This window comes from Alteromonas sp. ABH2_165, assembly GCF_056159945.1.
The window spans coordinates 204,590-228,172 of sequence record NZ_JBSWWF010000001.1 but is presented as its reverse complement, the minus strand read 5'-3'; the positions used below and the strand labels follow the sequence as shown (position 1 = coordinate 228,172).

Here is a 23,583-nt window from a genome sequence, read left to right as displayed (position 1 = left end):
GATATGAATAAAGTACAGTTAAACCCTGTGGGATGGATAAGCCAACTCTCACAGGTTGAAGTAAGTAAGCTTCAGGACATTACCAATAGCGAACTATTTGGTGTATTCAAGCGCTGTTGCCTGGCAGTATTAAATAGCGGTGTCGACGAAGACGACGCCGAACTACTTTTCGCCCCCTTCGATGATTTTGACATCCGCCTCATACGTCGCGAACGCGGCGTGAAGATCGAATTGATCAACCCGCCAGAAGTGGCCTTTGTTGATGGGCAGTTGATGCGCGGCGTGCACGAACACATCTTTGCCGTTCTTCGCGATATCTTGTTCATGGGTAATAAATATGCCTTCGTGAACCAGAAAGCCCCATCGGAAAGTGCAGCTATCACCGATATGGTATTCGATATGCTGCGTCATGCCCAGGCACTGGAAGGCAACGACGATGTAAATACAATTGTGTGTTGGGGTGGTCATTCCATCAAACACCACGAATATAAATACACCAAGGAAGTTGGCTATCAACTTGGGCTTCGGGAAATGAACATTTGCACGGGTTGTGGGCCTGGTGCAATGAAGGGGCCAATGAAAGGCGCTGCCATTGGCCACGCCAAACAGCGATATAAAAAAGGCCGTTATATTGGTATTTCCGAGCCCAGTATTATTGCAGCCGAGCCACCGAATGCTATCGTCAATGAACTCATTATTATGCCGGACATTGAAAAGCGCCTCGAAGCCTTTGTTCGTTTTGCACATGGCATTGTGATTTTTCCCGGTGGCGTAGGTACGGCTGAAGAATTACTTTATCTGCTTGGCATTTTGATGAACGAAAGAAATGCGATGCATCCGTTTCCCGTCGTATTAACCGGGCCAGAAGAGTCTCGTCCTTATTTTGAGGCCATTGATGAATTTGTTGGTGCAACCCTAGGAAAAGAAGCCCGGGACAAATATCAAATTGTGATTGATGACCCACAAGAAGTGGCGCGAATTCTGAAAACCGGTTTAGCAAAAGTCGAAAGTTTCCGTCGGGCTATGGGCGACTCATTCAGCTTTAACTGGTCGCTACGCATTGACGAAGCTTTCCAGACACCGTTTGAACCCACCCACGAAAAAATGGCGGCACTGGCATTACACAATGATCAACCTGTCGGTGATATTGCTATGACGCTAAGAAAGGCGTTCTCAGGTATTGTAGCCGGTAACGTAAAGGCAGAAGGCGTCGCGCAAATCAAGGAAAAAGGGCCGTTTCGCCTTAATGGCGACCCGGAACTGATGACGCGTATAGACAATTTGCTGCGTTCATTTGTGCAACAACAGCGCATGAAATTGCCCGGAAGTGAATATATTCCCTGCTATGTCATTGAAAAATAGTGCAGTCAATCCTTGTTACGATTTTATCGTTCCTTCAGGCGCCACTTTTAATGTACACTTATCGCAATTCGCAGTAAAAAGTGAAAAGGGATGAATAGCAAGGTTTTTAAACTGATTTTGCTCGGCATTGGTGCCTATGCATTGTTTGTATTTATGGTTATGTCTTTTTATCCAGACAAACCTGAAGATATGGACTGGCAGGATCGGGAAGAATACAACAAAGTACAGATCACCAAGCTGAAACTCGGTAGTACGAAGCAAGAAGTGTGGGCTATGCTTGGCTCTCCAGATATTACCGAAGCAAAAATGGAATCCGGTACCCCTATTCAGGTCATGTTTTACCGCACACAACATGTTCGTGCAGATGGCCTGACTACACAGGATGAATGCACACCCTTGTTATTTGAAAATGATCAATTGATTGCCTGGGGCGAAGGGGCCTATCAAAGTTACCTGAAATCCTGATTGCAAAACCATGCTTCCTGCCACAAAAAAGATTCTTGCTTCAGATCTTCAACTTACCAAACTGTTTAATGCTTCAGATGACGATCTTTCTCTGACACAACAGTCATTGAAACAAGCCACCAACCTTCTTCAGTCGGGGAAGCATTCACCCGATGGCTTACTCGCCATCGCTTTTCTTATCGATGACAAATCACACGCCCCCAGCTTGGCATTGCGATGCAGTTCATTGCTGACTTTCGTGGGGTTGCGCCTTCAGTTTAATGAACATTATTTACAGCATTTTGTTGCTGGCGCCTATGCGGCCATGAGCTTTGCGAATGCCGAGCGAAATCGGCTAGCGGCTTTTCATCAGTTTTGTCAAAAGCGTCAACTTGATATTATTCAGTCATTACTGAAAGTAGCCAAAGTGGCAAGCAGTGCCACGCCAGAAAGGTACCTTCAAGAAAATAAACTCACGCGCGAGCAAATATGGTTGATTATCATGTTTTGTGCGCTCAACAGTAAGGCGTCTGCATTTACCGAAAAAATACAGCCCGCCGTCAGCAAGCTGAGCAGCGCTTTCCATGCCGACTTAGGGACGCTTGTCAGTTATCCCGGTAGAATTCTTCCTGGCACAGCCGTTAATGTGCCTGCCGGGGATGGCTACTATCTTTATCGCCTGTCTCTTAATACCTCGGCCGTGTGGCTGACAGACACCAATCAAGTCGTGGAAACGCCCTGTCAAAAACTCGTCAAAGCCGATACGCCGACTTTAACGTTAAATCGCTGGCAAACGCTGGCTGCGAGATACAATGAAGAATTTAAGCCGACAACCAGGCAGCTATTTCCTCTTCAGTATCCGATAAGTCGTTTACCCGCCGATCTGCGGAGCATCATTACTGGGTTACAGGACAGCAATGCAGACATTAGCGTTCTTGCCCGTCGCATCGAGAATATTCCCGTATTTGCAGCCTATTTAAAAGAAACGGCCAGTACCGATAACCGCTTGCAACTTGCGGTCAAAGACGTTAAGCAAGCTATGTTAACCTATGGAATGACGCGGGTAGCCGATATGCTCATCCTGCGTGCGCTATCTCAACGATTACATCAACGTTTTTTCCCTCTCATGCCTGTTTTTGTCAGATTAAGTGAAGTGACCGCTGCGGTGGCTTCAGAGCTCACTGCCCATACCAAAAGTAAACAAACACCTCAAACTATGGCGCTCATCGCAACGTTTTCGACGGCCCCACTATTCACTGTGGCCGGATTTAAAACCTTGAAGCGTTGGCCGAAGGTTGAACGTCAGCTTTATAATTTAAATTCGCTATGGAAAAGTGAACCGCAATCGTTTTCAGAAATGTCTACAGCGTTGGCCAGGCAGTGGCAGCAATCGCCTTTCTATCAAGGGATCATTAATCACTGTGGGCGCGAATTACGTGATATCCCTGGCGCACTCAAAGTCGACACGGCAATCATTAGTCTCGCTACAATGCTTGCCAGGCTCTGGTTATTTGGCGTAACGCCTGATAGTGCCTCATCTAAATTTCAACAGCAAAGCTATGCATTGCTGGGGCTAAACGATAAGTTAATCGGTGATATTCAAGGCCAGTTATCCCCGCTACTTTGGTTACCATACACTCAACGGCCATAACCAACATTCACCAAACTTATGATGAGTGAGTTTGACTTTCCTGTTACACATCGCGTTCTTCATATAAAATACTACAGTAAATCTTAGGCTGGTTTCGAAAAAATCAGCCTGGCGCATTTCTGGCAAAAACAGCAACGGCCTTTATCGCTGCCGTAAGTCGCTGTTTAAATCACGCCTGGCAACCTAACGAATTAATAAACAAGAATTACCAAAGGATTCCACAACATGACTCAGCAACGCATTACAGTCATTCGCGGCGACGGCATTGGTCCTGACATCATTGACGCCACTATCAAAATTCTCGATAAAGTGGGATGCAACTTCGCTTATGATTACGCAGATGCAGGTCTGGTAGCCCTTGAAAACCATGGCGAGCTGCTGCCACAGGAAACACTGGACTTAATCGCGAAAAACAAAGTTGCGCTTAAAGGCCCATTGACTACGCCTGTGGGCGAAGGCTTTACTTCTATTAACGTGAGCCTGCGTAAACAATTTCAATTGTATGCGAACGTTCGTCCAGTACTGTCGTTCAAAGGCACCAAAGCCCGATACGAAGATATCGACATTATCACTGTTCGTGAAAATACGCAGGGGATGTATTCTGGTCTGGGACAGGTAGTTTCTGACGACGGTCAGGAAGCCGAAGCGAAGAGTAAAATCACCCGCGAAGGTGCCGAGCAAATCGTAGAATTCGCCTACGAGCTTGCCCGTCGTGAAGGCCGCAAAAAAGTAACGGCTGTGCACAAAGCGAACATTCTGAAATCGACCTCTGGTTTGTTCCTCAAAGTAGCCCGTGAAGTTGGTGAGCGCTATCCTGACATCGAGTCTACCGAGATGATCGTTGATAACACGTGTATGCAACTGGTAATGAACCCACACCAGTTTGATGTGATTGTTACGACCAACCTGTTCGGTGACATTCTTTCAGATTTGTGTGCCGGCTTAGTAGGCGGCCTTGGTATGGCCCCTGGAGCGAATATCGGTAAGGAATGTGCTATTTTCGAAGCGGTTCACGGCTCTGCACCAGATATCGCCGGTAAGAACCTGGCAAACCCCACCTCAGTGATTCTGGCCGCGATTCAGATGCTTGAATACTTGAACATGGGTGATAAAGCGGAGAAAATTCGTAGCGCATTAAAAGAGGTTATTGAAACCGGTGACCGCACCACCCGCGATCTCGGTGGTCAGGCTGGCACTACTGAGTTTACTGATGCGGTACTTGAACGTTTGTAATACACAGTGATATTAAGAAAGGCGGGTTTAATATCCCGCCTTTTTTGTGCCTGCTAACTCACTGCTTCCACGATATTCCTTCCCCAATACAGCCCTCCTACAATACTGTCCTGAAACTGGACTACCCAAGCCATAGCCTTATGCGTAATCTACATCCGTACACGATGTACAACCCACTTAAAAGGATGAAGAATTATGTATAAACGTAAACTCGCAACAGCGGTAGCGTTAGCTACTCTGATATTTGGAAGTTCAATGGCGGCAGCTGAAGTGATTGAATCCAGCGCCAGTGAGATGGCAGGCATCACAGCGGCTGACGCCATGGATCTCAATATGGTAACTGTTGAAGAACTCATGACATTGCCCGGTATTGGCAAGAGTAAAGCTCAGGCGATTATTGCTTACCGTACAGAAAAAGGCTATTTCCACGAAGTCGATCAACTTACAGAGGTTCGCGGAATTGGTGAGAAGTTACTTGAAAAGATGCGTCACAAGGTAAAGGTTGTACCTAAATAAGTGGCAAATAAAACAAAGCCCGCATGCGCGGGCTTTGTTTTTTCTCTATTACTGCTGACAATTATTAGCCATTCAGTGAAGCAAGGTATTCCTTGAATTCGTCACCTAAAGCTGGGTGACGTAGTGCGTATTCTACGTTTGCTTTCATATAGCCCAATTTGCTTCCGCAGTCGTGACTCTTACCTTTCATGTAGTATGCATCTACCTGTTCAATTTTCATCAATGAATCGATAGCATCGGTAAGTTGAACTTCACCGCCTGCACCAGGAGGCGTAAACTCAAGCAAATCCCAGATTTTTTCAGACAGCACGTAACGACCTACAACAGCCAGATCAGAAGGCGCTTCTTCAAGCTCTGGTTTTTCTACCATTTGGTGAATCTTAGCCGACTCACCCGGTTTGATATCCACACCCCCAAGATCTGCAATACCAAATTTGGTGATGTCTTCCTGCGGTACTTTTTCAACCATTACCTGGCTCACACGACTGGTGTTAAATTTAGCCACCATATCAGCAAGGTTATCTTTCTTCGGATTACTTGCTACGTCGTCGATAACTACGTCAGGCAGTACTACCGCAAACGGCGCGTCACCCACTAACGGATGAGCACAAAGAACAGCGTGACCCAGACCAGCTGCGTGGCCTTGACGTACGTGCATGATGGTTACGTCTTTCGGGCAAATAGACTGTACTTCTTCAAGCAGCTGACGCTTTACACGTTTCTCAAGCGTTGCTTCAAGTTCAAAAGAAGTATCGAAGTGGTTTTCAATACTATTTTTACTCGCGTGCGTTACCAGAATGATTTCTTTAACACCGGCTGCTACACACTCATTCACAACATATTGAATAAGCGGCTTGTCAACCAACGGCAACATTTCCTTAGGAATTGCCTTGGTAGCTGGTAGCATTCTTGTACCCAAACCTGCAACAGGGATAACCGCTTTTTTCACTTGACTCATATTAAGTGTCCTTTTACTAAATTCCTCGACCCATGGCGTAATGCAATCCTTATTCCGCCATGCAGTTCGACATAAAATAATTTTGCTTTCATAAGCAATTTGATTGACGGTTTATGCCGTAACAACCAATCAATAAATCAGCCAATATCTTTTGGCTGAAGATAACCGGGCAAACTGCTAAAGACTCTCTCCCTAACAATGTCCCAAAAACGGGCATATTCCCAAATACAGGGCGTGCGACGCACCAAATCAAAGCAAAATCACTATATTGGTGCGCTAACAATGATGTTCTATATGTAACCGAGTTCTGTTGGCAATCGATAAAACATCAACGCATTTCAAATGTGATTACAGAAACTGTCGTGTCTGTAAAGACTATCGTATTGACAATACACTATCTTGTTCACAGAGATTAATTACGCGCTTTCGGCTTAGTAAGTTCAGCAATTATGCTGAAGATAGCATCTTAATCTTTTAGAGCGCTAAATTGTCTTTCTAAACATTTATTTATCACCCGGCGGCCTTTAGTATACCGAGTGCATCATGACGATTGTATGACTAATCTAACGCACCTGTTTTGCCTTTGACACCATCTTTTAGCCCCTTGAGGAAGAAACGGCCTCGTACTCTCCCTTGTTCAAATACCCAACGATTGATTAGCCAACGCACTGGCAATCCCATAAGGTTGCGACATTTCCAATAAAGTGGAACGTAATTTCTTCGGCTTAGTATTAGAATATTCCTGGCTTGATAGTACAAGCGAATGGGTGCGCCACGTTTGAACGTCAAACCGAGAATTCTCCTTCGACCATCTCCCTGTCGATGTAGCATTTTTACATTCAGGAGCTTCACAATCTGATACCCCTTATCTCTAGCACGCCAACACCACTCATGATCCACGCCGTCGATAAAAAGTGACTCTTCTTTTTCACCAACCTTTTTAAAAATGTCGGCATTTAGCAACATGCCTGATGCTATAATCTGCTTAACAGAAGCAAAATCTCCGCTGATTTTCCGCTCACGCTGAATGGCAGGGCTAACAGCTTCACCATTAAACTCACAAACGATTTGTGGCCCCACCGCGGCAATGTTCTCCATACTCTTTTGCGCTTTGGAAAACCCGTCGCAAAGACCCATTAGTAGTGCTGAGGTTATGTCGCTATCTTGGTCGAATAGCGCGATGTGACTACAGCCATACTCAATAAGCACTTTAATCCCAGCGTTCTGAGCGGCGGCGATACCTATATTTGACGGAAAGTGAAGATAAGTAATTTCAGTAGAAAATGTCTCGACTAAGGGTTCTGGTGAATTGTCTACCAGAATGACAGGTAAATTCTCAGCTTCAATACCCGACAGCACCTTGTTGAGATGAGTTAAGTCGGGGTGAAAAAGTATAATAACGATGCCGGGTTTCACGATTTATTCCGCTTTTCCAGCATTTTACGATCCATTCGGTAAGCCATTTTCACTATTCTGGCCGGCATTAGCCGCATGGTTAGAACACCACACGCATAAATCAGATTCCAGGGAGTTAATCGCCGTAACGCGCGCATAGCAAATAAACGCGCTCGGAATTCATTGAGCGACTTTGTGAGTCCGCGGCGTTTGTAGAAATTGTTTACCCGACGAAACTCCAGCAGTCGATCTTTGAGATTGCAAAAAACGATGCCTTCACTGGCGAGTTGAATCCACAAAAAGTAATCCTGTGTATTCTTCAATTCGGCATCGTAGCGAAATCCCTGACGAAAAACGTCATAGCGGAATGCAACGGTTGGGTGATTCATTGAACAACGTCGGGGTAATACACGCACGATCTGCGCGTGAGAGGCTGGCATAATACGAGCGCCAACCTTTTCACCTGACTCGTTAATTTCCGTTAATGCAGCGCCTAATACGCCGACTTTCTCGTGATTATTCAGAAAGGAGACTTGCTTTTCGAAGCGCTCCGGCAGGGATATGTCATCGGCGTCCATGCGAAAAAAATAGTTCAGGCTTAACGCCATCCCCCACTCTATCGCAAAGTTCATGCTCGCAGCTAAACCGACGTTCTCGGCGTTTTTGGCCAGTACAATGCGACTGTCGTTTGTTGCGGTGTCGTTTAGGAAAGCGGTAATCTCGTCAGAGACGGGGCCATCGATCACAATGAGATAAATAAACGACTGATAAGACTGGCAAAGCACACTATCAACTGCTTGCTGTAACCATGCTAAACAGTCATTGTGATAAACGGCCATTGCAACGAGCGACTCTACATTTGATGCGATCGCTCCTTGATGGATAATTGTTGTATTGGCTTTGGACAAAGCAACCGCCGATATCGAAAGCAAAGCTGAAAATAAGAAGCAAACATAGCAAATTTATAACGCTGAGTCTGCACTAAATATGGGCAATCAGTTTTTCGCGGATGCTCTCATCGACTTCTTAATTGTTCTGATCATTCGCCAAACATTCTGGATCACGTAGCTGTAAATCATCAGCAACCCGATGAACGACCAAAACATGACGTATTCAGGAATGGCAAGAAATTCCCCCATTATGCCTACGCCGGCGTAACACAGACCAAGGAATAAGATTGCGGCCAGGGCCTGTCTGCTTGTCAAACCCGCTCGCATAAAGATGTTATGCAAGTGCTTTCGGTCTGGACGAAGCATGGATTGCCCTTTTCTAGCGCGACGATACATAATTGCCGCCATATCCATAAGCGGGAGCCCTATCAACCAAACCGCTGTGATGGGCCTGAAAGCAGCCGCGGGGCCTTGAGTGTGATCAACGAGCAACCAAACGATAGTGAGCCCGACGAACATGCTGCCTGCGTCGCCCATAAATATTTTGTTACCCTTAAAGCCTTTCCAACTCAGGTTAAAAGCCAAAAATGGTACGATAGCCGCCACAATTATAAGCGGCTCCATGATGGCACTACCATTGCCAGTGAACAGCAATATGCCGACCACAGTAAGCAAAACAATCAGGCTCATGCCACCGGCAAGTCCGTCGATGCCGTCGATCATGTTGAACGCATTGATAACACCAACGACACAAACAATAGTAAAGAAGTAGCCAACGATACCTAGATAGGCTTCTCCGAAACCGAAAATGTTACCCAATGAGGTAATATAATTTTGCGCACTCCACGCCATAATGGCCGCCACACCGAACTGGCACAGTAAGCGCCCTTTAGCACTTAACTGAAAACGGTCGTCAAGCATACCTAACAGGACAATAAACGCAGAAGCAGTGAAGAATAGCGGGTTATTTCGCATCCACACATCAGTTGCAACACTGGCCACAAGCACGGCCATAAAAATAGCAACGCCGCCAGTGAGAGGAACCATACCGGCATGACGTTTACGATAGGTAGGATGATCCACCAAGCCAAATTGATGTGCCAAAGGCGTCATCACGATCAATAGGATCAACGCGACAAAGAAAGCCGTAAACAGTGGAACAATTTGCAGATAATCAAACATACAAAAAATTATATCCGTTCAGAAATCTGAGTTTGCATTTTCGATTGCTTGAAAAGTGTTGAGAATTGATAGTCGTGATCCATGCTCTGGGTTACATCCTGAAAAGAATTGACAGTTATTTCGTCAATGCCGTCATATGATAATAGACTAAAGGCGAAAAGACTACTGTCTGTTTTATTTCTTCTAAGAAAAACAACTTTAGCCTTTGACCCAACTAGTCACATTCGTTCTATTTGTTGTCGTGTGGCAAGCAGGATTTGAGCCATTCCCTTCAAAATTGTGTAATATTGCTAGCTGAATTTTTTAATCCCGCAAGTGTCGGATAACTGCAAATGTGTTGATTTGTGTTATGCTACGGCCCCAGTTTTGACAAGGAATTATTTAAGACATGTTTAGTATCAGAGGTTTGAGTACTGGTCTGGTAGGTCTGACGTTACTCCTCAGTGGATGTGCCTCCGCCCCCGAGCCGGTGAATGCAAACATTCCTTTAGTGTCTACTAAAAGTATTGAGTTAGTCAGTACTGAAGTCGTATCCGTGCCACAAGGCAAAATTGCCTCTGGTAGCCAGGTCCAGATTAATGGTTCACTGTACCTTGTTGGGAACAGTTATCTCTCTGCTTCTGGTATGAGTTGCAGAACATTGAAAGCAATGGCCATGACAGCGGCTCCGCGCTCCATGTGCCAGCGCGACGGGCAATGGCAAGTTCTTTCGCCACTCATCACTCATACTAACGTTCAATAAAATGGCAACATCTATGTCTGTATTTCGCTCACTCCTCACTTTAACCTCTGCATTAGCAACCACAGCGTTTCTTTCTTCTGTTGTTAATGCTCAGTCCATTGCTGATTTACAACAATTAAGAGAACAAGCACAGCAACAAGGTAACAATTCGTCTTCTACAGACAGCACCACCTCAAATGTATCGGTTTCTCCAATGAACATTCCAACCAGCCGCACTTTGCCTGGTGCCAGAGCGGAGAGCATGTCGACAAACGGACAATATAATCGTTCTTCCAGAGAAGGCATGGTACTGCCTGGTGAACCGACTATTGAAGATGTTTACCCTTATAGCGAGCCACTGAAAAGCCCACCGTTTGCAGCCAATTTATTTATCGGCGGGTTCGAATCTGAACGCGCTAACGGTTTAAATGAAAATTATCTGATTGCGCCTGGCGACAAAATTTCAATTTGGATGTGGGGAGCCGTTAACTTTTCTAATGTGGTGACCGTTGATAACCAAGGCAATATCTTCATTCCGAATATAGGCCCGGTTCAATTAGCAAACACGCCAGCGGGTTCAGTAAATAGTAAGGTTACATCGGCAATCAAACAAATTTACACCAACGATGTAAATGTCTACGTTAACCTACTCACTTCTACACCTGTGGCAGTGTATATCACGGGCCCGGTAATCCGTCCTGGTCAATATGCGGGTTTGGCATCTGACAGTATTCTGTACTACTTGAAGCGTGCCGGCGGCGTAGATTTCGCTCGTGGTAGTTTTCGTAATATCGACATCAGACGCAATGGAGAAATTGTCGCAACAGCTGATCTCTATGATTTCGTCCGGCTTGGCAAACTCCCCGGCATTTCATTTCAAGACGGCGACACCATTGTCGTTCGTCCCGTAGGAGACCGTATCACGGTTGCCGATGGCGCGAATAATAGCTTTACCTTCGAATTCAAAAAGGAAGAGCTCATTGGCCGCACACTACTTGACTATGCCCATCCTCGCGACTTTATCAGCCATGTGTCAGTAGCAGGCTTACGCAATGATAGTCAGTTTGCTCAGTACCTTAATCTCAATGAGTTTGCGGAGATTACTCTCAACGCAGGTGATGAAGTTAACTTTATCAACGATCACGAAGCGAAGGTATACCAAATCAACATTGAAGGCGGTCATTCTGGCCCCTCAAAAATCATGGTCGACAGAGGAACTAGGCTTAAAGACGTGCTGAATTACGTGCAGGTTGTGCCCTCATTATCTAACCCCGAGAATGTTTATCTGTTAAGAGAAACCGTCGCGGAAAAACAAAAAGAACTAATCGAGCAATCCCTACAAAGACTTGAAAGAAGTATTTATACCGCCCCTATCAGTTCCACGGGTGAAGGTTCTATCAGAGTGCAGGAAGCACAATTAGTTAGCGACTTCATTGCCAGAGCGAGAGATATCGAACCCGAGGGCCGCGTTATTGTTTCTGAAAATGGGGAAGTCGCAAATGTTTTGCTCGAACCCAACGATACAATTGTCATTCCAGAAGCCACTGATCTGATTCAGGTAGGCGGTGAAGTAATGATGCCGCAAGCCATTGTCTTTAATGATGATGCCACCACGGCTGACTATATAGCTTGGGCAGGAGGATTCACTCAGCGCGCGGACGACGAGAGAATTTTGATTATTAGACAAAACGGTATCGTGGAATTCGACAGTATTCACCACAGCTTGTGGTCTGAAGGTGAAGGCAAACTGGATATCAGACCTGGTGACCAGGTGATGGTATTACCGTCTATAGATGTCAAATCCCTACAGGCAATCAAAGATATTACCCAAATTATTTATCAGATTGCTGTAGCAGCTAACGTTGCCGTTAACTAATGGAGCTTTCTTTCAAAACGCAACTACGAGGATGGCGAACCGTCATCTTCGCACTATTTTTGCGTGAGCTTCAAAGCAAATTTAATGACAAGCTTGGCTTGGGATGGGCTTTTATTGAGCCCTTCATCTTCATTTTCGCAATGTCATTCGCCAGAAGTCTTATCAGTGGCAATGATGTACACTCGGTGCCCGTATTTGCCTTCATGATGATAGGACTTATAGGGGTAAGAACGTTTCTTGGCTGTATTGGAAGTGTGCCGAATTCATTAAAAGCAAATAAGCCTTTATACGCTTTTCGTCAAGTACAACCCATCGCCTCAGTGCTCACTGCCGCATTCACCGAGTTTGTCGTGAAGTTTGGTGTAATAGTGCTGATTGCCATAGCTATATATGTGTTGAACCTAGATTTTGAACTTAAAGACCCAATGCTGTTAATAGTACTTTATTTTCTTCTATGGACTTTGGCACTAGCAATAAGTTTAATTTTCGCAGTGCTGATCGCTTTTGTACCTGAGGTAAATAAAATCAAAACTATGCTCAGCAGGCCTTTGTTTTTTATTTCGTGCACATTCTTTAGCTTGCAAGATATCCCAGAAAAATTTTGGCCCTGGCTGGTCTGGAACCCCCTTGTCCACATTATAGAATTAGCTCGATACGCCTGTTATCCGAGTTACGGTAGTAAAGGTGTATCACTAGAATTCATTTTTGAAGTAACCGGTGTGTGTTTGTTTTTGGCGTTATCGCTTTACCATATCAGTTGGAAGAAGATCCTTTCACGATGATTAAGTTAGAAAACCTTACAAAAAGCTACCCCAGCAAGCTCGGGCCTCAATATATATTCAGAAATTTAAATTTTGAATTTCCGACAGAAAGTAGCGTGGCTATCTTAGGGAAAAACGGTTCAGGTAAATCGACTTTATTTCGAATGCTGGCGAAAAGTGAATATCCTGACCGCGGGCGCGTACTCACTAACAAAGCAATGTCGTGGCCTGTAGCTCTGCAGACGGGCATTCATCCACAAATGAGTGGTAGAGAAAATACCCGTTTTATAGGTCGTATAAATCAGGTTGCCTCGTTGACTGATTACGAAAAAAGAGTTCAGGATTTCGCAGAAATAGGTGCAAAGTTTGATTTGCCAGTAAAAACCTACTCTTCTGGTATGCGCGCAAAATTAGTGTTTGCCTGCTGCATCAACATTGATTTTGATATTTATTTGATCGATGAAGCCACCTCAGTTGGCGACCCCACATTTCGCCGTAAAGCTCGCAGGGCATTACAGGAAAAAAACAAAACCGCAGGTATGATCATGGTTAGCCACGAACTCGACCAGATTCGGGAATTCTGTACATCGGCGGTGGTAATCGAAGATGGAGCGCTGAAATATTTCCATGATCTCGAAGAGGGGATCAGTGCTTACATGGAAGAGAAATAATTTTTAAGTGACTATAACGTATGAATATTAAAGAGATCCTCAACACTCTGAAGAAGAATAAACTGATATTTATTATTCTTCCCTGGTTTATTTACGCGCTGTATCTCGTGTTGATCGCTGCTCCACAGTATGAGAGTACAAGTAAGCTGATTGTTAAATCAACAGACGGTGGCAGCACATTTGATCCTACCTCCCTTCTTGGCGGCGCTGTCGCCGGCGTCACCGGGTCGAATGATAGCCAGATTATTGAAAGCTACATTAATTCCAACGATATGATGTGGTATCTGGAAGATACACTTAATATTAGCGAACATTACAGTTCTGATCTCGGCGATATGTTTAGCCGCTTGTCAGACAATAAGACAAAGCTCGAGTTTTATGATTACTACCTAGACCACGTCACAGTGGAAATAGATTCAGCCTCGCAGGTGATTAGTCTGAGTGTTCGTGCGTTCAGCCCTGAATTTGCCCAGAAAGTGAACAATGCAATCATCGAACGTGCGGAAAACTTTCTGAATGAAATAAATAATAATCTGGCGAAATCGAAGATGACTTTCGCCCAAGGCGAGCATCAGATCGTTGAAGATAAACTTCAAAAGGCCAAACAAGATATTCTGGCGTTTCAGTCTGAATACAACGTTCTCGATCCTACCGCTGAGGGCGCGGTGAGTCAGCAGATTGCATTTTCCATGCAATCAACTTTGGCGCAAAAGCGTGCCGAATTGAACACATTAGAAACCATGATGTCGCCGAATGCATCCGAGGTTATTAGCCTCAAGCGTCAAATCTCAGCCATCGAAGAGCAGATGAACGAACAACGTGAAAATCTGAGCAAGCAAACCGGGCAGCAATCGCTCTCGGTAACCCAGCAGATGGCGCAGTACAGCAACCTGCAAATTCAGCTGCAACTGGCTATTCAGGCATTTTCATCATCCCTGGTATCGCTAGAGAACGCTCGTGTTGAAGCGTATCAGCAATTGCAACACCTTGTGACCATTGAATCCCCTACACTGCCAGATGACAATGCCTATCCTAAAATTGTCTATAATCTGGTGCTTTTCGGCGTCATTCTGCTTATCGTTTACGGTACTGTGCGTATCGTTATCGCGACCATCAAAGAGCTATAATCGGCCAAACGGGCTAGAACCACCCTGCGTTTCAGCCCGTTTATAGACTAATTATTTTCCCAATCCATTCTGTTGTGTATAGTGAATGGATTGGGTGCTAAAACCCATCACGCGTAGCGCTTTAACCAGGCTTAAACATGTTTATGGAGACAAGGCAGGCTGCGCGATAACTATAACAATCAGTAAAAATGGAACGATATTGTGACAATAAAAACATCTAACGATTCCAGTTTCTTCGGCCATCCAGGGGGCTTGCAGACACTGTTCTTCACAGAAATGTGGGAGCGCATGAGTTACTACGGTATGCGTGCTCTTCTTGTTCTTTTCATGACAGCCAGTGTTCAAAAAGAAGGTCTTGAGTTCACTGTGGCAACCGCCGGCGCTATTTACGGCCTCTATACCGGTGCGGTTTATTTTCTTGGCTTGCCGGGCGGCTGGTTGGCCGACCGTCTTTTAGGCGGTAAACGCGCAGTTTGGTACGGTGGTTTAATTATCTTCGCAGGACACGTTGTTCTGGCCATCGATTTACAAAACCTGTTCTTTGTTGGTCTCATTTTGGTTGCAAGCGGAACGGGTCTGCTTAAACCCAATATTTCAGCCATGGTAGGTCAGCAGTATGGCGACAACGATGCCCGTCGAGACAGTGGCTACGCCCTGTATTATATGGGCATTAACTTAGGCTCATTGATCGCTTATCTGGTCACCGGTTATCTGCAGGAAGGTTGGGGCTGGGACTACGCTTTCGGCGCTGCCGCTGTCGGTATGGCCCTGGGTCTGATTCAGTATCATTTCACTAATGGCTCTCTGGCTGGAGCATCGGTAGAGCCCGCAAACCCGTTTATCGGCGAAGCAAAGCGCAAAGCGTGGATGGCAGTAGCCGCTGTTATTGCTATATGTGCAGTGGTTATCGTGCTTGCTCACACAGGTACCATCGTTATTGAGCCGGTATCATTGGCACAGAAAGTTGCTATCTTCTTTACTCTGGTATTCTTCCTGTATTTTGGTTACATCTACTTTAAGGGTAATCTTAATGAGGATGAAAAGCGCAGAATGTGGGCGTTGTTACTGGTGTGTATTGCATCGGCCTGCTTCTGGTCTGGCTTTGAACAAGCTGGCTCATCATTGAACTTGTTTGCGCAGAATTACACAGACCGTGCACTTTCATCGAGCTGGTTTGGCATGGATAGCATCCCTACCGTTTGGTTCCAACTGTCTAATGCATTATTCATTATTGTTCTTTCCCCGTTTTTCGCAGCGCTCTGGATTAACCTCTCTAAGCGCATGATCGACCCTTCCTACACCATCAAAACAGCCATAGGTATTGTTTTCATGGCGTCAGGTTTCCTGGTTATGTTCCTAGCATCACAGTATGCTGCGCAGGGCTTGAAAGTTGCTCCTATGTGGTTGGTGACGACTTACTTCCTTCACACTGTAGGTGAGCTTTGCTTAAGCCCGGTTGCCTTGAGCGCTGTTAGTAAGCTTTCTCCAAAACGTTTTGCGGGTCAGATGATGGGTGTATTTGTACTGACGTACTCTATCGGTAACATTATTGCCGGCCTGCTTTCGGGGAATTTCGATCCTGAAAATGTTGAAACGCTGCCTGCACTTTACATGCAAATTGCACTGTTCAGCATCGGTATTGCCATCGTTATTGCACTGCTCAGCCTTAAATCACGCCACTGGGAAAAATCAGGTTTGTCAGAAAAGGCATAATCGGGTTTTCACCTGCTAAGCAATCCCATACAATAACCGCCATAACTCATTTGTTAAGGCGGTTTTTTTGTAGCTGCTATGAAAATATTCTTTTCCACTCGCAGTATCCCCGCATTGGCTACCCGCTCGCTTTCAGAGCGAGTCCGGATTATGGAGAATGCAGCCAAATGTCTCACCACGCCTGAGAAAACACTTCTCAATTTATTAAAATTGCTCGTTATTGTGCCTGTATTCGTATTGATCATCAGAACAGCAAATGACTGGCATTCCCTGCTTTGGGCGTTAGTGGTATTTCTGTTGTACCCACTTATTGTGAAACCCATTCAATATTCGTTGTGTGCCAAGTATGTGCCACAAGTTTTATCAAAGGAGCGACAATGAAAACTATCCTGGTTACTGGCGGTGCGGGATACATAGGAAGTCATACCGTATTGCAGTTGTTAGAGCAAAGCTATGACGTGGTTGTGCTGGATAATCTGGCAAACTCGAGTGCAGAATCTTTAAGACGTGTGGAGTCTATCACTGGAAAGTCCGTAACATTCGTGCAGGGCGATATTCGTGATACTACCGTGTTGGACAGTATATTCAGTGAACACAAGATTGATTCCGTTATCCACTTTGCTGGCCTTAAAGCTGTCGGCGAGTCGGTGCAAAAGCCACTGGAATACTACGAAAACAACATGTACGGCACGCTGACACTGTGCAAAGCGATGCGCCAACACAATGTGAAGAATATCGTATTCAGTTCATCTGCAACGGTCTACGGCGACCCTGTCGCCCTACCTTTGCACGAGAAAATGGCTACCGGTCATCCCACAAATCCTTACGGCATGTCGAAACTCATGGTCGAGCACATGCTTACCGATCTCTATGCCTCTGATGAAGAGTGGAACATCGTTTTGCTTCGCTACTTTAATCCGGTTGGCGCCCATGAATCAGGTTTAATTGGCGAAGATCCTAACGGTATCCCAAATAACTTGATGCCTTATATTTCTCAGGTAGCTACCGGTAAATTAGAGCAGCTAAGTGTATTTGGCGACGATTACGACACTGAAGATGGTACGGGCGTTCGTGATTACATTCATGTTGTCGATTTAGCAGCCGGTCACCTAAAAGCGCTAGACCGACTCGAGCTCAACATGGGGCTCGACGTTTACAATCTTGGAACCGGGCAAGGTTATTCTGTGTTGGAAATGATTAAAGCGTTTGAAAAGGCGTCTGGCCAAACAGTAAACTATAAGATTGCACCGCGTCGTGGCGGCGATGTGGCAGCCTGCTACGCCGACCCGACATTAGCCGCCCAAGAGTTAAACTGGAACGCTGGAAAAACCCTGGAAGATATGTGTCAGGACGTATGGCACTGGCAATCTAAGAACCCGAAGGGCTACAACGCTTAACGTTCAATGCGCGTTTGGAGCTGTTCGGCTCACATACCTCTCGAACAATAAAAAAGGCGAAGCTTGTTCAGCTTCGCCTTTTTCGTATATAAATTTAAGCAGCTTTATTCATTACTGCTGTCGGTTTCATCTTCCTGAACGTCACTTTCGTCAAGCATCATCTGGAATTGTTCGAACTCATCGAGCTCTTCTTGCTCAATGACCTTTTCGCCACTCTTGCCATCAGTCACCCGATATTCCAGATTCTGGAAGTAGGCATTTTTAACGAAGGAATACGGGTCTAGCGATTGCTCCAACTGCCCTTCCTGATCGATCAGCGCTGCCCGTCCTTCCAATGCTGTAACCGCAAAGCGCACTACATTGTAAGTACCGGTGAGTACCGTCATCGGATAATAAACGTTATCAACCACCCGTCCCGTAAGAGTGCGGGGATCGTTTGGTCCCAGCACCGGCACCATCATGTAAGGGCCTGTATCGACGCCCCAACGGCCGAGCACTTCACCAAAATTTTCACGCTGGCGTGCAATCCCCATCTTTTCAGCCACATCAATGGTGCCGAGAAGGCCGACTGTTGAGTTAATAATAAAGCGAGCCAGGCTATCCAAGCCTTCGTCGACTTTACCCTGGAAAAAGTTATTGAACATGTTACCCGGCTCTTCCAGGTTATTGGAGGCATTTAATAAACCGGTTCTGGCGAATTGTGGCATAACCGTGACGTAGCTGATTGTTACAGGCCGTAGGATATACTGGTCAAGCACTTCCCAGTTAAAGTTCCAGGCAACGCGGTTTAGCGGCTCCAGAGGGTCTTTCGGATCACCGTCAGGGATTTGCTGCTGTTCAGCCTGTTCGTTTGCAGCTTGTTTACTGGCACAACCAGACAATAGAGAAACGCCCACCATAAAACCGGCAAGCAGGATTTTCGACATATTTGTCACTTCAGTTCCTTGTTGATTTGTATTGCAATGGGGAGCACTTCGCCCGGTTTTACCGGTGCCGATAATACCCCCTGAAGATCTCCTGCTGCAGGCATGACATCATCATCGGAAGAAATTCGCGCTGTAAGTTTCGCCTGAGTTAATGATGCAACTGTATAGGCAGGCATCATGGCATTATCAGTCGTTAACGACAAAGATACAGGAAAATTTTGTAACGGCATTTTTACCACCGCCGCAGGCATACGATTTTCGCTTAAATTATCCTGGGCGTAAACAATCAGATATCCCGTTTCAGGCAGCATCGACCGCATTTCATCACTCACGGTAATTGCTATATCAAAACCGGTTCGGGCTGCGCTTTCAGACGGCGCAGGGACATCCTGCTGCTGTGCCTCTAGCTCGGCGATACGCTGTGCGATTCCGATGCGGGTTTCATTTTGCGGTGGCAGTTTATTTTCAATCTTAGCGAAATAAAGACGGGTATTCGGCAGGTCACCCAACCGCGCAGACACCACTGCCATCATCAGTGCCAGGTTATCATTAGCCGGATTTTCATTGTTCAGCACACCCAGTACTGACTGTGCCAGCGCCAGCCGCTGAGCATTCTCAGTTACCATAAGCGCCTGAGCGTAGGTAATACGAATGGTGGTGTCTTCGGGCTTTATCGACAGCGCTTTTTCGATGGCTTGAATTGCCTGATCATCTTCACCCACAGACATCCACAAGCGCCCGAGATACATCCAGCCTGTGGCATCTTCGGGTTCATCACGTAAACGCTGACGAATGGCATAGGCAAGGCTAGTGATATCCTGGGCAGTAAAACCTTGCCCATTTCCAGACGCCAATTTTTCACTCAGTTCTGGTAAAGATTCAATGGCAGTGGTGGCCTGCTCCACCTGCTGGAGATGATTCACTGATGAATACACTACCCCAGCGACAACAAACGCGATAACGGCTCCCAAGGCAAGTGGCAGTGCGGCGTTACGATGGCTTACCTGCTTATCTGCCACGGCCTCATCCACCAACGCGAGTTTTAATTCATCACTGGCTTTTTGTTTATCAGATTCAGAAATTAATCCTTCTCGGGCTTCTCTGTCGAGTTCAGTGAGACGCTGTTTAACAATCGAAATATTTGATGCTACATCTCGTTGAGTAACTTGTCTGCGACGAAGCCAAGGCGTTGCCACTAGAACAATAACTAACGTTATGAGGCCCGACGCTATCAGCCAAAATTCCGCCCAAGTCATGATTTATCCTGCTTTAACATTGCTTCAGCCTGTTTCAACTTCGCATCCTGGTCGGACAAGGGCGCTTTGGAAGGTCTGCGCATTACCAGAAATAGCACCATAAAGATGAAAACCAATGGCAAAGCCCAAAGCCATATAGTCGCGACTGTGACGGGAGGCTTGTAATACACAAAATCGCCGTAGCGATCCTTCATGTAAGTAATGATTTCTTCTTCAGACTTGCCTTGTTTCAGTAGGGTATAGACTTTTCGACGCATATCATGGGCAATCATGGCATCGGAATCAGCAATGTTCTGATTCTGGCACATGGGACAACGAAGCTCTCCCGTCAGTTTTAAGAACAATACGCGCTGTTCCGGGTCATCAAACCCGTAGTTGTCCTCGACTGCGAGAACACTCACTGAAACGAGGGCTAATAAGATGAATATCCAATTACGCATCAACGGCTCCCAGCTACGTTTGTCTGTTGCTCAGCCACGAGCACGTCATACAGCGGCCCAATTTTGTTCTCCCACACCCTGGGATTAATGTCGCCGATATGATGCATACGCACTACACCACGGCTATCAATAAGGAAATGTTCCGGCGCACCAGTGACCCCAAGATCTAATGAAGTATCGCGATATACGTCAAAAATATTATATTGGTAAGGGTTACCGTAACGGCTAAGCATGCTGGTCACTTCTTCCTGCACCCGGGTCAGGGTTTTGGTGCCGAAATCCGGGTCAAGATCCTGATCGAAATACAGACCAACAAAGTTAACTTTCTGCTCTTCTTTCAATTTAGTTAGATAGGGCATCTCAACCGCGCAAGTTACGCACCAAACGCCCCATACATTTAGAATGGTCACTTCGCCTTTAAACACATCCTGCGTGTAAGTTACATCAGGCTGCATTAAATCTGGTAGCGAGAATGCCGGTACTTGCTTGTCCTTAACTTGAGAATCTAACTCTCGGGGATCAGAAAACAATCCTTGGAATAAAAACACCACAAGCACTAAAAAAATACCCAGTGGTATTAAGAAAAAACCGATTTTTTTCATCCCTGTTCTCCAACAACGTCAGTGGATGTGCGAGCCAGAATACGTTTCGCTGACGCAATCTTCGCCATGCGATAGCGACGGTCAGACACTGAACAGATGCCGCCCAAGGCCATGATAACCGCGCCTGCCCAAATCCAGGTCACAAAGGGCTTAATATAAATACGCACAGCCCAGGCTCCATCGTCTAGTGGTTCGCCCATTGCAATGAACAAATCCCGGAACACCGTTGAGTGTATGCCGGCTTCCGTCATCGGCATCCGCTGCACGGTATACATGCGCTTTTCAGGTTCAAGATGTACCAGCTTTTCTCCGTCGACATACACATCAAACACGCCAACATCAGCCGTGTAGTTCGGCCCCTGGAAGTCCTTCAGTTCATTAAACTTAAAGGTGTAGCCACCCAGATTCGCTGTTTCACCCGGTGCCATTCTCACATCCCGCTCCAGTGCGTAATTGGATACTAACGTGATCCCAATAATCGTAACGGCAAAGCCCAGGTGCCCCAACACCATTCCCCAGTGGCTTGGTGTTAGCTTTCGTAAACGAGTTAATAGCGATGCATCAGGCATTGAATCGATACGCTGCAATACTTCCCATATTGAAGAGATTAAGATCCACGCCGCTAATACTAATCCCAACGCCGCCAGATACGTTGGCGTATTGTAGGTAAAATTGATTAACACTCCGGCGCTGATACTTAACCCCAGCGCAATAAGCAATTGCTTCTGCAGTGCACTGGCAGACTGTTGTTTCCAGCGAGTAACGGGGCCTAGCCCTAGAATAAGCACAAAAGGGACAATCAAGATGGTGAACATTTGATTAAAGAACGGCGCACCAATGGAAATAGAGCCGAGGCCCAATTCTTTATGTACCAATGGCAGAATAGTACCGAGAAATACCACCAGTGTGGCGGCACATAAAAATACATTATTTCCCATCAGTAAAACTTCGCGGGAAAACATGCTATATCGACCAGGCGAGTTTAGTTGCGATGCCCGCAATGCATACAGCAACAACCCGGAACCTGATAACACCACCAGGATGCCAAGAATAAACAGGCCCCGCGATGGGTCACTGGCAAACGAATGCACGGAAACAATCACCCCAGAGCGAACTAAGAAGGTACCCAGCAAGCTAAGTGAGAATGCGGCAATCGCCAATAACACCGTCCAGGATTTAAATACTTTACGTTTTTCAGTCACTGCCAGTGAATGCATCAGTGCAGTACCTACCAACCACGGCATGAAAGAGGCATTTTCTACCGGGTCCCAAAACCACCAGCCCCCCCAACCTAATTCGTAGTACGCCCACCAACTTCCCAGCGCAATACCAACGGTGAGGAATCCCCAGGCAGCAATGACCCAGGGTCGAGACCAGCGAGCCCAGGTTGAATCCATTTGTCCGGATATAAGTGCTGAAATAGCAAATGCAAAAGAAACCGAAAACCCCACGTACCCCATGTACAGCATAGGTGGGTGGATAATCATGCCAAAATCTTGCAACAGCGGGTTCAAGTCACGGCCATCAACAGGAAAGAAAGGCAACATGCTGTCGAAAGGGTTAGAAGTAAGCAGCATGAACAGATAGAAACCGATGCCAACTAAACCGAGCACTGACAGTACCCGGGACACCATTTCATCGGGTATACCGCGACTAAACAATGCAACTGCAACGGTCCAGATAGATAGCATTAACACCCAAAGCAGAAACGAGCCTTCATGCCCTCCCCACACGGCAGTGACTTTGTAGTAAACAGGAAGCTGACTATTTGAATGTTGCGCGACGTAGGCCACACTGAAATCATCAGTAACAAATGCATAGATAAGTGCAATGAATGCCATAGCGGTAAACAGGAACATGCCCAATGCCAACGGCTTTGCGGTTCCCATTAAAAAAGAATGATTAGTTTGCGCACCCCATAGCGGATACACCGCCAACAGAATCGCACTGACCAGGGCCAGAGTTAGTGCAATATTACCCAGCTCAGGAACCATAATTAGCCTCCGTTATTCGCAGGCTTCACGTGTTTGATGCCTTTCATCTGCTCGGCCAGTTCCGGCGGCATATATTCTTCGTCATGTTTAGCAAGAACTTCGTGAGCTTCAATCACATTTCCCGCCAATAGCGTGCCCGAGGCGACAATCCCCTGCCCTTCACGGAACAGATCAGGCAAAATTCCCTGATAGCGCACAGTCACAGTCGGGCCGGTATCAACCAGGTCAAAGCTTACTGCGAGACTTTCAGAATCACGGTTAACAGACCCCGGTACAACCATACCACCGATCCGCAGACGTTGGCCGACTTGAGGTTTAACCCCTTCGCGACCATCCACAATTTGTGTTGGTGTATAAAACAAGTCGATGCTGTCTGTCAGAGCGAACAACATCAAGCCTACTGCGCCCATGACAAGCGCACCAACAAGAGAGACAACCAATAATCGCTGCTTTCTGCGGGGATTCATC

At 46.1% G+C, this 23,583-nt stretch carries 23 protein-coding genes; 13 read left to right on the top strand and 10 right to left on the bottom strand.

Annotated features, from left to right (window positions below; genetic code table 11):
• The first annotated feature begins 3 nt into the window (after positions 1 to 3).
• From ppnN to ACXAFQ_RS00885, 5 genes are all read left to right on the top strand, one after another.
• Positions 4 to 1,362, top strand: a complete 1,359-nt coding sequence (gene ppnN, locus ACXAFQ_RS00905) for a nucleotide 5'-monophosphate nucleosidase PpnN (protein ID WP_474817736.1) — start codon at positions 4 to 6, stop codon at positions 1,360 to 1,362.
• Between the two features lie 90 nt (positions 1,363 to 1,452).
• The gene (locus ACXAFQ_RS00900) at positions 1,453 to 1,827 is read left to right on the top strand and encodes a DUF3192 domain-containing protein (RefSeq protein WP_070127153.1); all 375 of its coding nucleotides are present in this window, start codon (positions 1,453 to 1,455) and stop codon (positions 1,825 to 1,827) included.
• A gap of 10 nt (positions 1,828 to 1,837) precedes the next feature.
• Complete coding sequence (locus tag ACXAFQ_RS00895; protein WP_474817735.1) at positions 1,838 to 3,457, top strand: HDOD domain-containing protein; 1,620 nt, start codon at positions 1,838 to 1,840, stop codon at positions 3,455 to 3,457.
• A 225-nt stretch (positions 3,458 to 3,682) separates the two neighbouring features.
• Positions 3,683 to 4,690 (top strand): isocitrate dehydrogenase, encoded by a 1,008-nt coding sequence (locus ACXAFQ_RS00890; RefSeq protein ID WP_070127157.1) that lies wholly within the window; start codon positions 3,683 to 3,685, stop codon positions 4,688 to 4,690.
• A gap of 195 nt (positions 4,691 to 4,885) precedes the next feature.
• Complete coding sequence (locus ACXAFQ_RS00885) at positions 4,886 to 5,206, top strand: ComEA family DNA-binding protein (RefSeq protein ID WP_474817734.1); 321 nt, start codon at positions 4,886 to 4,888, stop codon at positions 5,204 to 5,206.
• 64 nt (positions 5,207 to 5,270) lie between these two features.
• Here the strand turns inward: ACXAFQ_RS00885 and galU are convergent, their stop codons facing one another.
• The 4 genes from galU to wecA form a co-directional block, all read right to left on the bottom strand.
• Entirely contained in the window at positions 5,271 to 6,164 is an 894-nt protein-coding gene (gene galU / locus ACXAFQ_RS00880; RefSeq protein ID WP_474817733.1) for a UTP--glucose-1-phosphate uridylyltransferase GalU, read from the bottom strand.
• A 558-nt stretch (positions 6,165 to 6,722) separates the two neighbouring features.
• On the bottom strand, positions 6,723 to 7,580 hold the full coding sequence (locus ACXAFQ_RS00875) for a glycosyltransferase family 2 protein (RefSeq protein ID WP_474817732.1): 858 nt from the start codon (positions 7,578 to 7,580) through the stop codon (positions 6,723 to 6,725).
• A complete protein-coding gene (locus ACXAFQ_RS00870; protein WP_474817730.1) occupies positions 7,577 to 8,398 on the bottom strand; it encodes a glycosyltransferase in 822 nt (273 codons plus the stop codon). Before ACXAFQ_RS00870 ends, ACXAFQ_RS00875 begins: the two co-directional genes overlap by 4 nt.
• A 156-nt stretch (positions 8,399 to 8,554) precedes the next feature.
• Positions 8,555 to 9,631: a UDP-N-acetylglucosamine--undecaprenyl-phosphate N-acetylglucosaminephosphotransferase gene (wecA, locus tag ACXAFQ_RS00865; RefSeq protein ID WP_474817729.1), complete on the bottom strand. Its 1,077-nt coding sequence runs from the start codon at positions 9,629 to 9,631 to the stop codon at positions 8,555 to 8,557.
• Positions 9,632 to 10,019: 388 nt separating this feature from the next.
• Between wecA and ACXAFQ_RS00860 the strand changes: the two genes are divergently transcribed.
• From ACXAFQ_RS00860 to galE, 8 genes are all read left to right on the top strand, one after another.
• Positions 10,020 to 10,373, top strand: a complete 354-nt coding sequence (locus ACXAFQ_RS00860; protein ID WP_474817728.1) for a hypothetical protein — start codon at positions 10,020 to 10,022, stop codon at positions 10,371 to 10,373.
• Positions 10,374 to 10,386: 13 nt separating this feature from the next.
• Positions 10,387 to 12,228: a polysaccharide biosynthesis/export family protein gene (locus ACXAFQ_RS00855; protein ID WP_474817727.1), complete on the top strand. Its 1,842-nt coding sequence runs from the start codon at positions 10,387 to 10,389 to the stop codon at positions 12,226 to 12,228.
• Positions 12,228 to 13,010: an ABC transporter permease gene (locus ACXAFQ_RS00850; protein WP_474817726.1), complete on the top strand. Its 783-nt coding sequence runs from the start codon at positions 12,228 to 12,230 to the stop codon at positions 13,008 to 13,010. Before ACXAFQ_RS00855 ends, ACXAFQ_RS00850 begins: the two co-directional genes overlap by 1 nt.
• Complete coding sequence (locus ACXAFQ_RS00845) at positions 13,007 to 13,660, top strand: ABC transporter ATP-binding protein (protein ID WP_474817725.1); 654 nt, start codon at positions 13,007 to 13,009, stop codon at positions 13,658 to 13,660. Before ACXAFQ_RS00850 ends, ACXAFQ_RS00845 begins: the two co-directional genes overlap by 4 nt.
• Positions 13,661 to 13,680: 20 nt before the next feature.
• Positions 13,681 to 14,787, top strand: a complete 1,107-nt coding sequence (locus tag ACXAFQ_RS00840) for a KpsE/RkpR family capsule polysaccharide export protein (RefSeq protein ID WP_474817724.1) — start codon at positions 13,681 to 13,683, stop codon at positions 14,785 to 14,787.
• Positions 14,788 to 14,994: 207 nt separating this feature from the next.
• Positions 14,995 to 16,500, top strand: coding sequence for a peptide MFS transporter (locus ACXAFQ_RS00835; RefSeq protein ID WP_474818386.1), 1,506 nt, complete (start codon positions 14,995 to 14,997; stop codon positions 16,498 to 16,500).
• 78 nt (positions 16,501 to 16,578) lie between these two features.
• The gene (locus tag ACXAFQ_RS00830) at positions 16,579 to 16,881 is read left to right on the top strand and encodes a DUF6170 family protein (RefSeq protein WP_070127173.1); all 303 of its coding nucleotides are present in this window, start codon (positions 16,579 to 16,581) and stop codon (positions 16,879 to 16,881) included.
• Entirely contained in the window at positions 16,878 to 17,897 is a 1,020-nt protein-coding gene (galE, locus tag ACXAFQ_RS00825) for a UDP-glucose 4-epimerase GalE (RefSeq protein ID WP_474817723.1), read from the top strand. The genes ACXAFQ_RS00830 and galE overlap by 4 nt, the downstream gene beginning before the upstream one ends.
• A gap of 104 nt (positions 17,898 to 18,001) precedes the next feature.
• Here the strand turns inward: galE and ACXAFQ_RS00820 are convergent, their stop codons facing one another.
• The 6 genes from ACXAFQ_RS00820 to ccmE are packed head-to-tail and all read right to left on the bottom strand — an operon-like array spanning position 18,002 to position 23,582.
• Entirely contained in the window at positions 18,002 to 18,823 is an 822-nt protein-coding gene (locus tag ACXAFQ_RS00820) for an MlaA family lipoprotein (protein ID WP_474818385.1), read from the bottom strand.
• A gap of 5 nt (positions 18,824 to 18,828) precedes the next feature.
• Positions 18,829 to 20,079, bottom strand: coding sequence for a c-type cytochrome biogenesis protein CcmI (gene ccmI / locus ACXAFQ_RS00815; RefSeq protein WP_474817722.1), 1,251 nt, complete (start codon positions 20,077 to 20,079; stop codon positions 18,829 to 18,831).
• The gene (locus ACXAFQ_RS00810) at positions 20,076 to 20,519 is read right to left on the bottom strand and encodes a cytochrome c-type biogenesis protein (protein ID WP_474817721.1); all 444 of its coding nucleotides are present in this window, start codon (positions 20,517 to 20,519) and stop codon (positions 20,076 to 20,078) included. Before ACXAFQ_RS00810 ends, ccmI begins: the two co-directional genes overlap by 4 nt.
• On the bottom strand, positions 20,519 to 21,121 hold the full coding sequence (locus ACXAFQ_RS00805) for a redoxin family protein (protein ID WP_474817720.1): 603 nt from the start codon (positions 21,119 to 21,121) through the stop codon (positions 20,519 to 20,521). The genes ACXAFQ_RS00810 and ACXAFQ_RS00805 overlap by 1 nt, the downstream gene beginning before the upstream one ends.
• The gene (locus ACXAFQ_RS00800; RefSeq protein ID WP_474817718.1) at positions 21,118 to 23,115 is read right to left on the bottom strand and encodes a heme lyase CcmF/NrfE family subunit; all 1,998 of its coding nucleotides are present in this window, start codon (positions 23,113 to 23,115) and stop codon (positions 21,118 to 21,120) included. Before ACXAFQ_RS00800 ends, ACXAFQ_RS00805 begins: the two co-directional genes overlap by 4 nt.
• Positions 23,116 to 23,117: 2 nt before the next feature.
• Positions 23,118 to 23,582 (bottom strand): cytochrome c maturation protein CcmE, encoded by a 465-nt coding sequence (gene ccmE, locus ACXAFQ_RS00795; protein ID WP_474817717.1) that lies wholly within the window; start codon positions 23,580 to 23,582, stop codon positions 23,118 to 23,120.
• Between the last annotated feature and the right edge of the window lies 1 nt (position 23,583).

Coding starts and splice junctions, on each gene's coding strand:
- ACXAFQ_RS00850 (WP_474817726.1), top strand. CDS start 12,228: ATGGAGCTTTCTTTCAAAACGCAACTACGAGGATGGCGAACCGTCATC.
- ACXAFQ_RS00870 (WP_474817730.1), bottom strand. CDS start 8,398: ATGGCCGTTTATCACAATGACTGTTTAGCATGGTTACAGCAAGCAGTT.
- ACXAFQ_RS00800 (WP_474817718.1), bottom strand. CDS start 23,115: ATGGTTCCTGAGCTGGGTAATATTGCACTAACTCTGGCCCTGGTCAGT.
- ACXAFQ_RS00830 (WP_070127173.1), top strand. CDS start 16,579: ATGAAAATATTCTTTTCCACTCGCAGTATCCCCGCATTGGCTACCCGC.
- ccmI (WP_474817722.1), bottom strand. CDS start 20,079: ATGACTTGGGCGGAATTTTGGCTGATAGCGTCGGGCCTCATAACGTTA.
- ACXAFQ_RS00900 (WP_070127153.1), top strand. CDS start 1,453: ATGAATAGCAAGGTTTTTAAACTGATTTTGCTCGGCATTGGTGCCTAT.
- galE (WP_474817723.1), top strand. CDS start 16,878: ATGAAAACTATCCTGGTTACTGGCGGTGCGGGATACATAGGAAGTCAT.
- ccmE (WP_474817717.1), bottom strand. CDS start 23,582: ATGAATCCCCGCAGAAAGCAGCGATTATTGGTTGTCTCTCTTGTTGGT.
- ACXAFQ_RS00805 (WP_474817720.1), bottom strand. CDS start 21,121: ATGAAAAAAATCGGTTTTTTCTTAATACCACTGGGTATTTTTTTAGTG.
- ACXAFQ_RS00810 (WP_474817721.1), bottom strand. CDS start 20,519: ATGCGTAATTGGATATTCATCTTATTAGCCCTCGTTTCAGTGAGTGTT.
- ACXAFQ_RS00885 (WP_474817734.1), top strand. CDS start 4,886: ATGTATAAACGTAAACTCGCAACAGCGGTAGCGTTAGCTACTCTGATA.
- ppnN (WP_474817736.1), top strand. CDS start 4: ATGAATAAAGTACAGTTAAACCCTGTGGGATGGATAAGCCAACTCTCA.
- ACXAFQ_RS00895 (WP_474817735.1), top strand. CDS start 1,838: ATGCTTCCTGCCACAAAAAAGATTCTTGCTTCAGATCTTCAACTTACC.
- galU (WP_474817733.1), bottom strand. CDS start 6,164: ATGAGTCAAGTGAAAAAAGCGGTTATCCCTGTTGCAGGTTTGGGTACA.
- ACXAFQ_RS00855 (WP_474817727.1), top strand. CDS start 10,387: ATGTCTGTATTTCGCTCACTCCTCACTTTAACCTCTGCATTAGCAACC.
- ACXAFQ_RS00860 (WP_474817728.1), top strand. CDS start 10,020: ATGTTTAGTATCAGAGGTTTGAGTACTGGTCTGGTAGGTCTGACGTTA.
- ACXAFQ_RS00890 (WP_070127157.1), top strand. CDS start 3,683: ATGACTCAGCAACGCATTACAGTCATTCGCGGCGACGGCATTGGTCCT.
- ACXAFQ_RS00845 (WP_474817725.1), top strand. CDS start 13,007: ATGATTAAGTTAGAAAACCTTACAAAAAGCTACCCCAGCAAGCTCGGG.
- ACXAFQ_RS00820 (WP_474818385.1), bottom strand. CDS start 18,823: ATGTCGAAAATCCTGCTTGCCGGTTTTATGGTGGGCGTTTCTCTATTG.
- wecA (WP_474817729.1), bottom strand. CDS start 9,631: ATGTTTGATTATCTGCAAATTGTTCCACTGTTTACGGCTTTCTTTGTC.
- ACXAFQ_RS00840 (WP_474817724.1), top strand. CDS start 13,681: ATGAATATTAAAGAGATCCTCAACACTCTGAAGAAGAATAAACTGATA.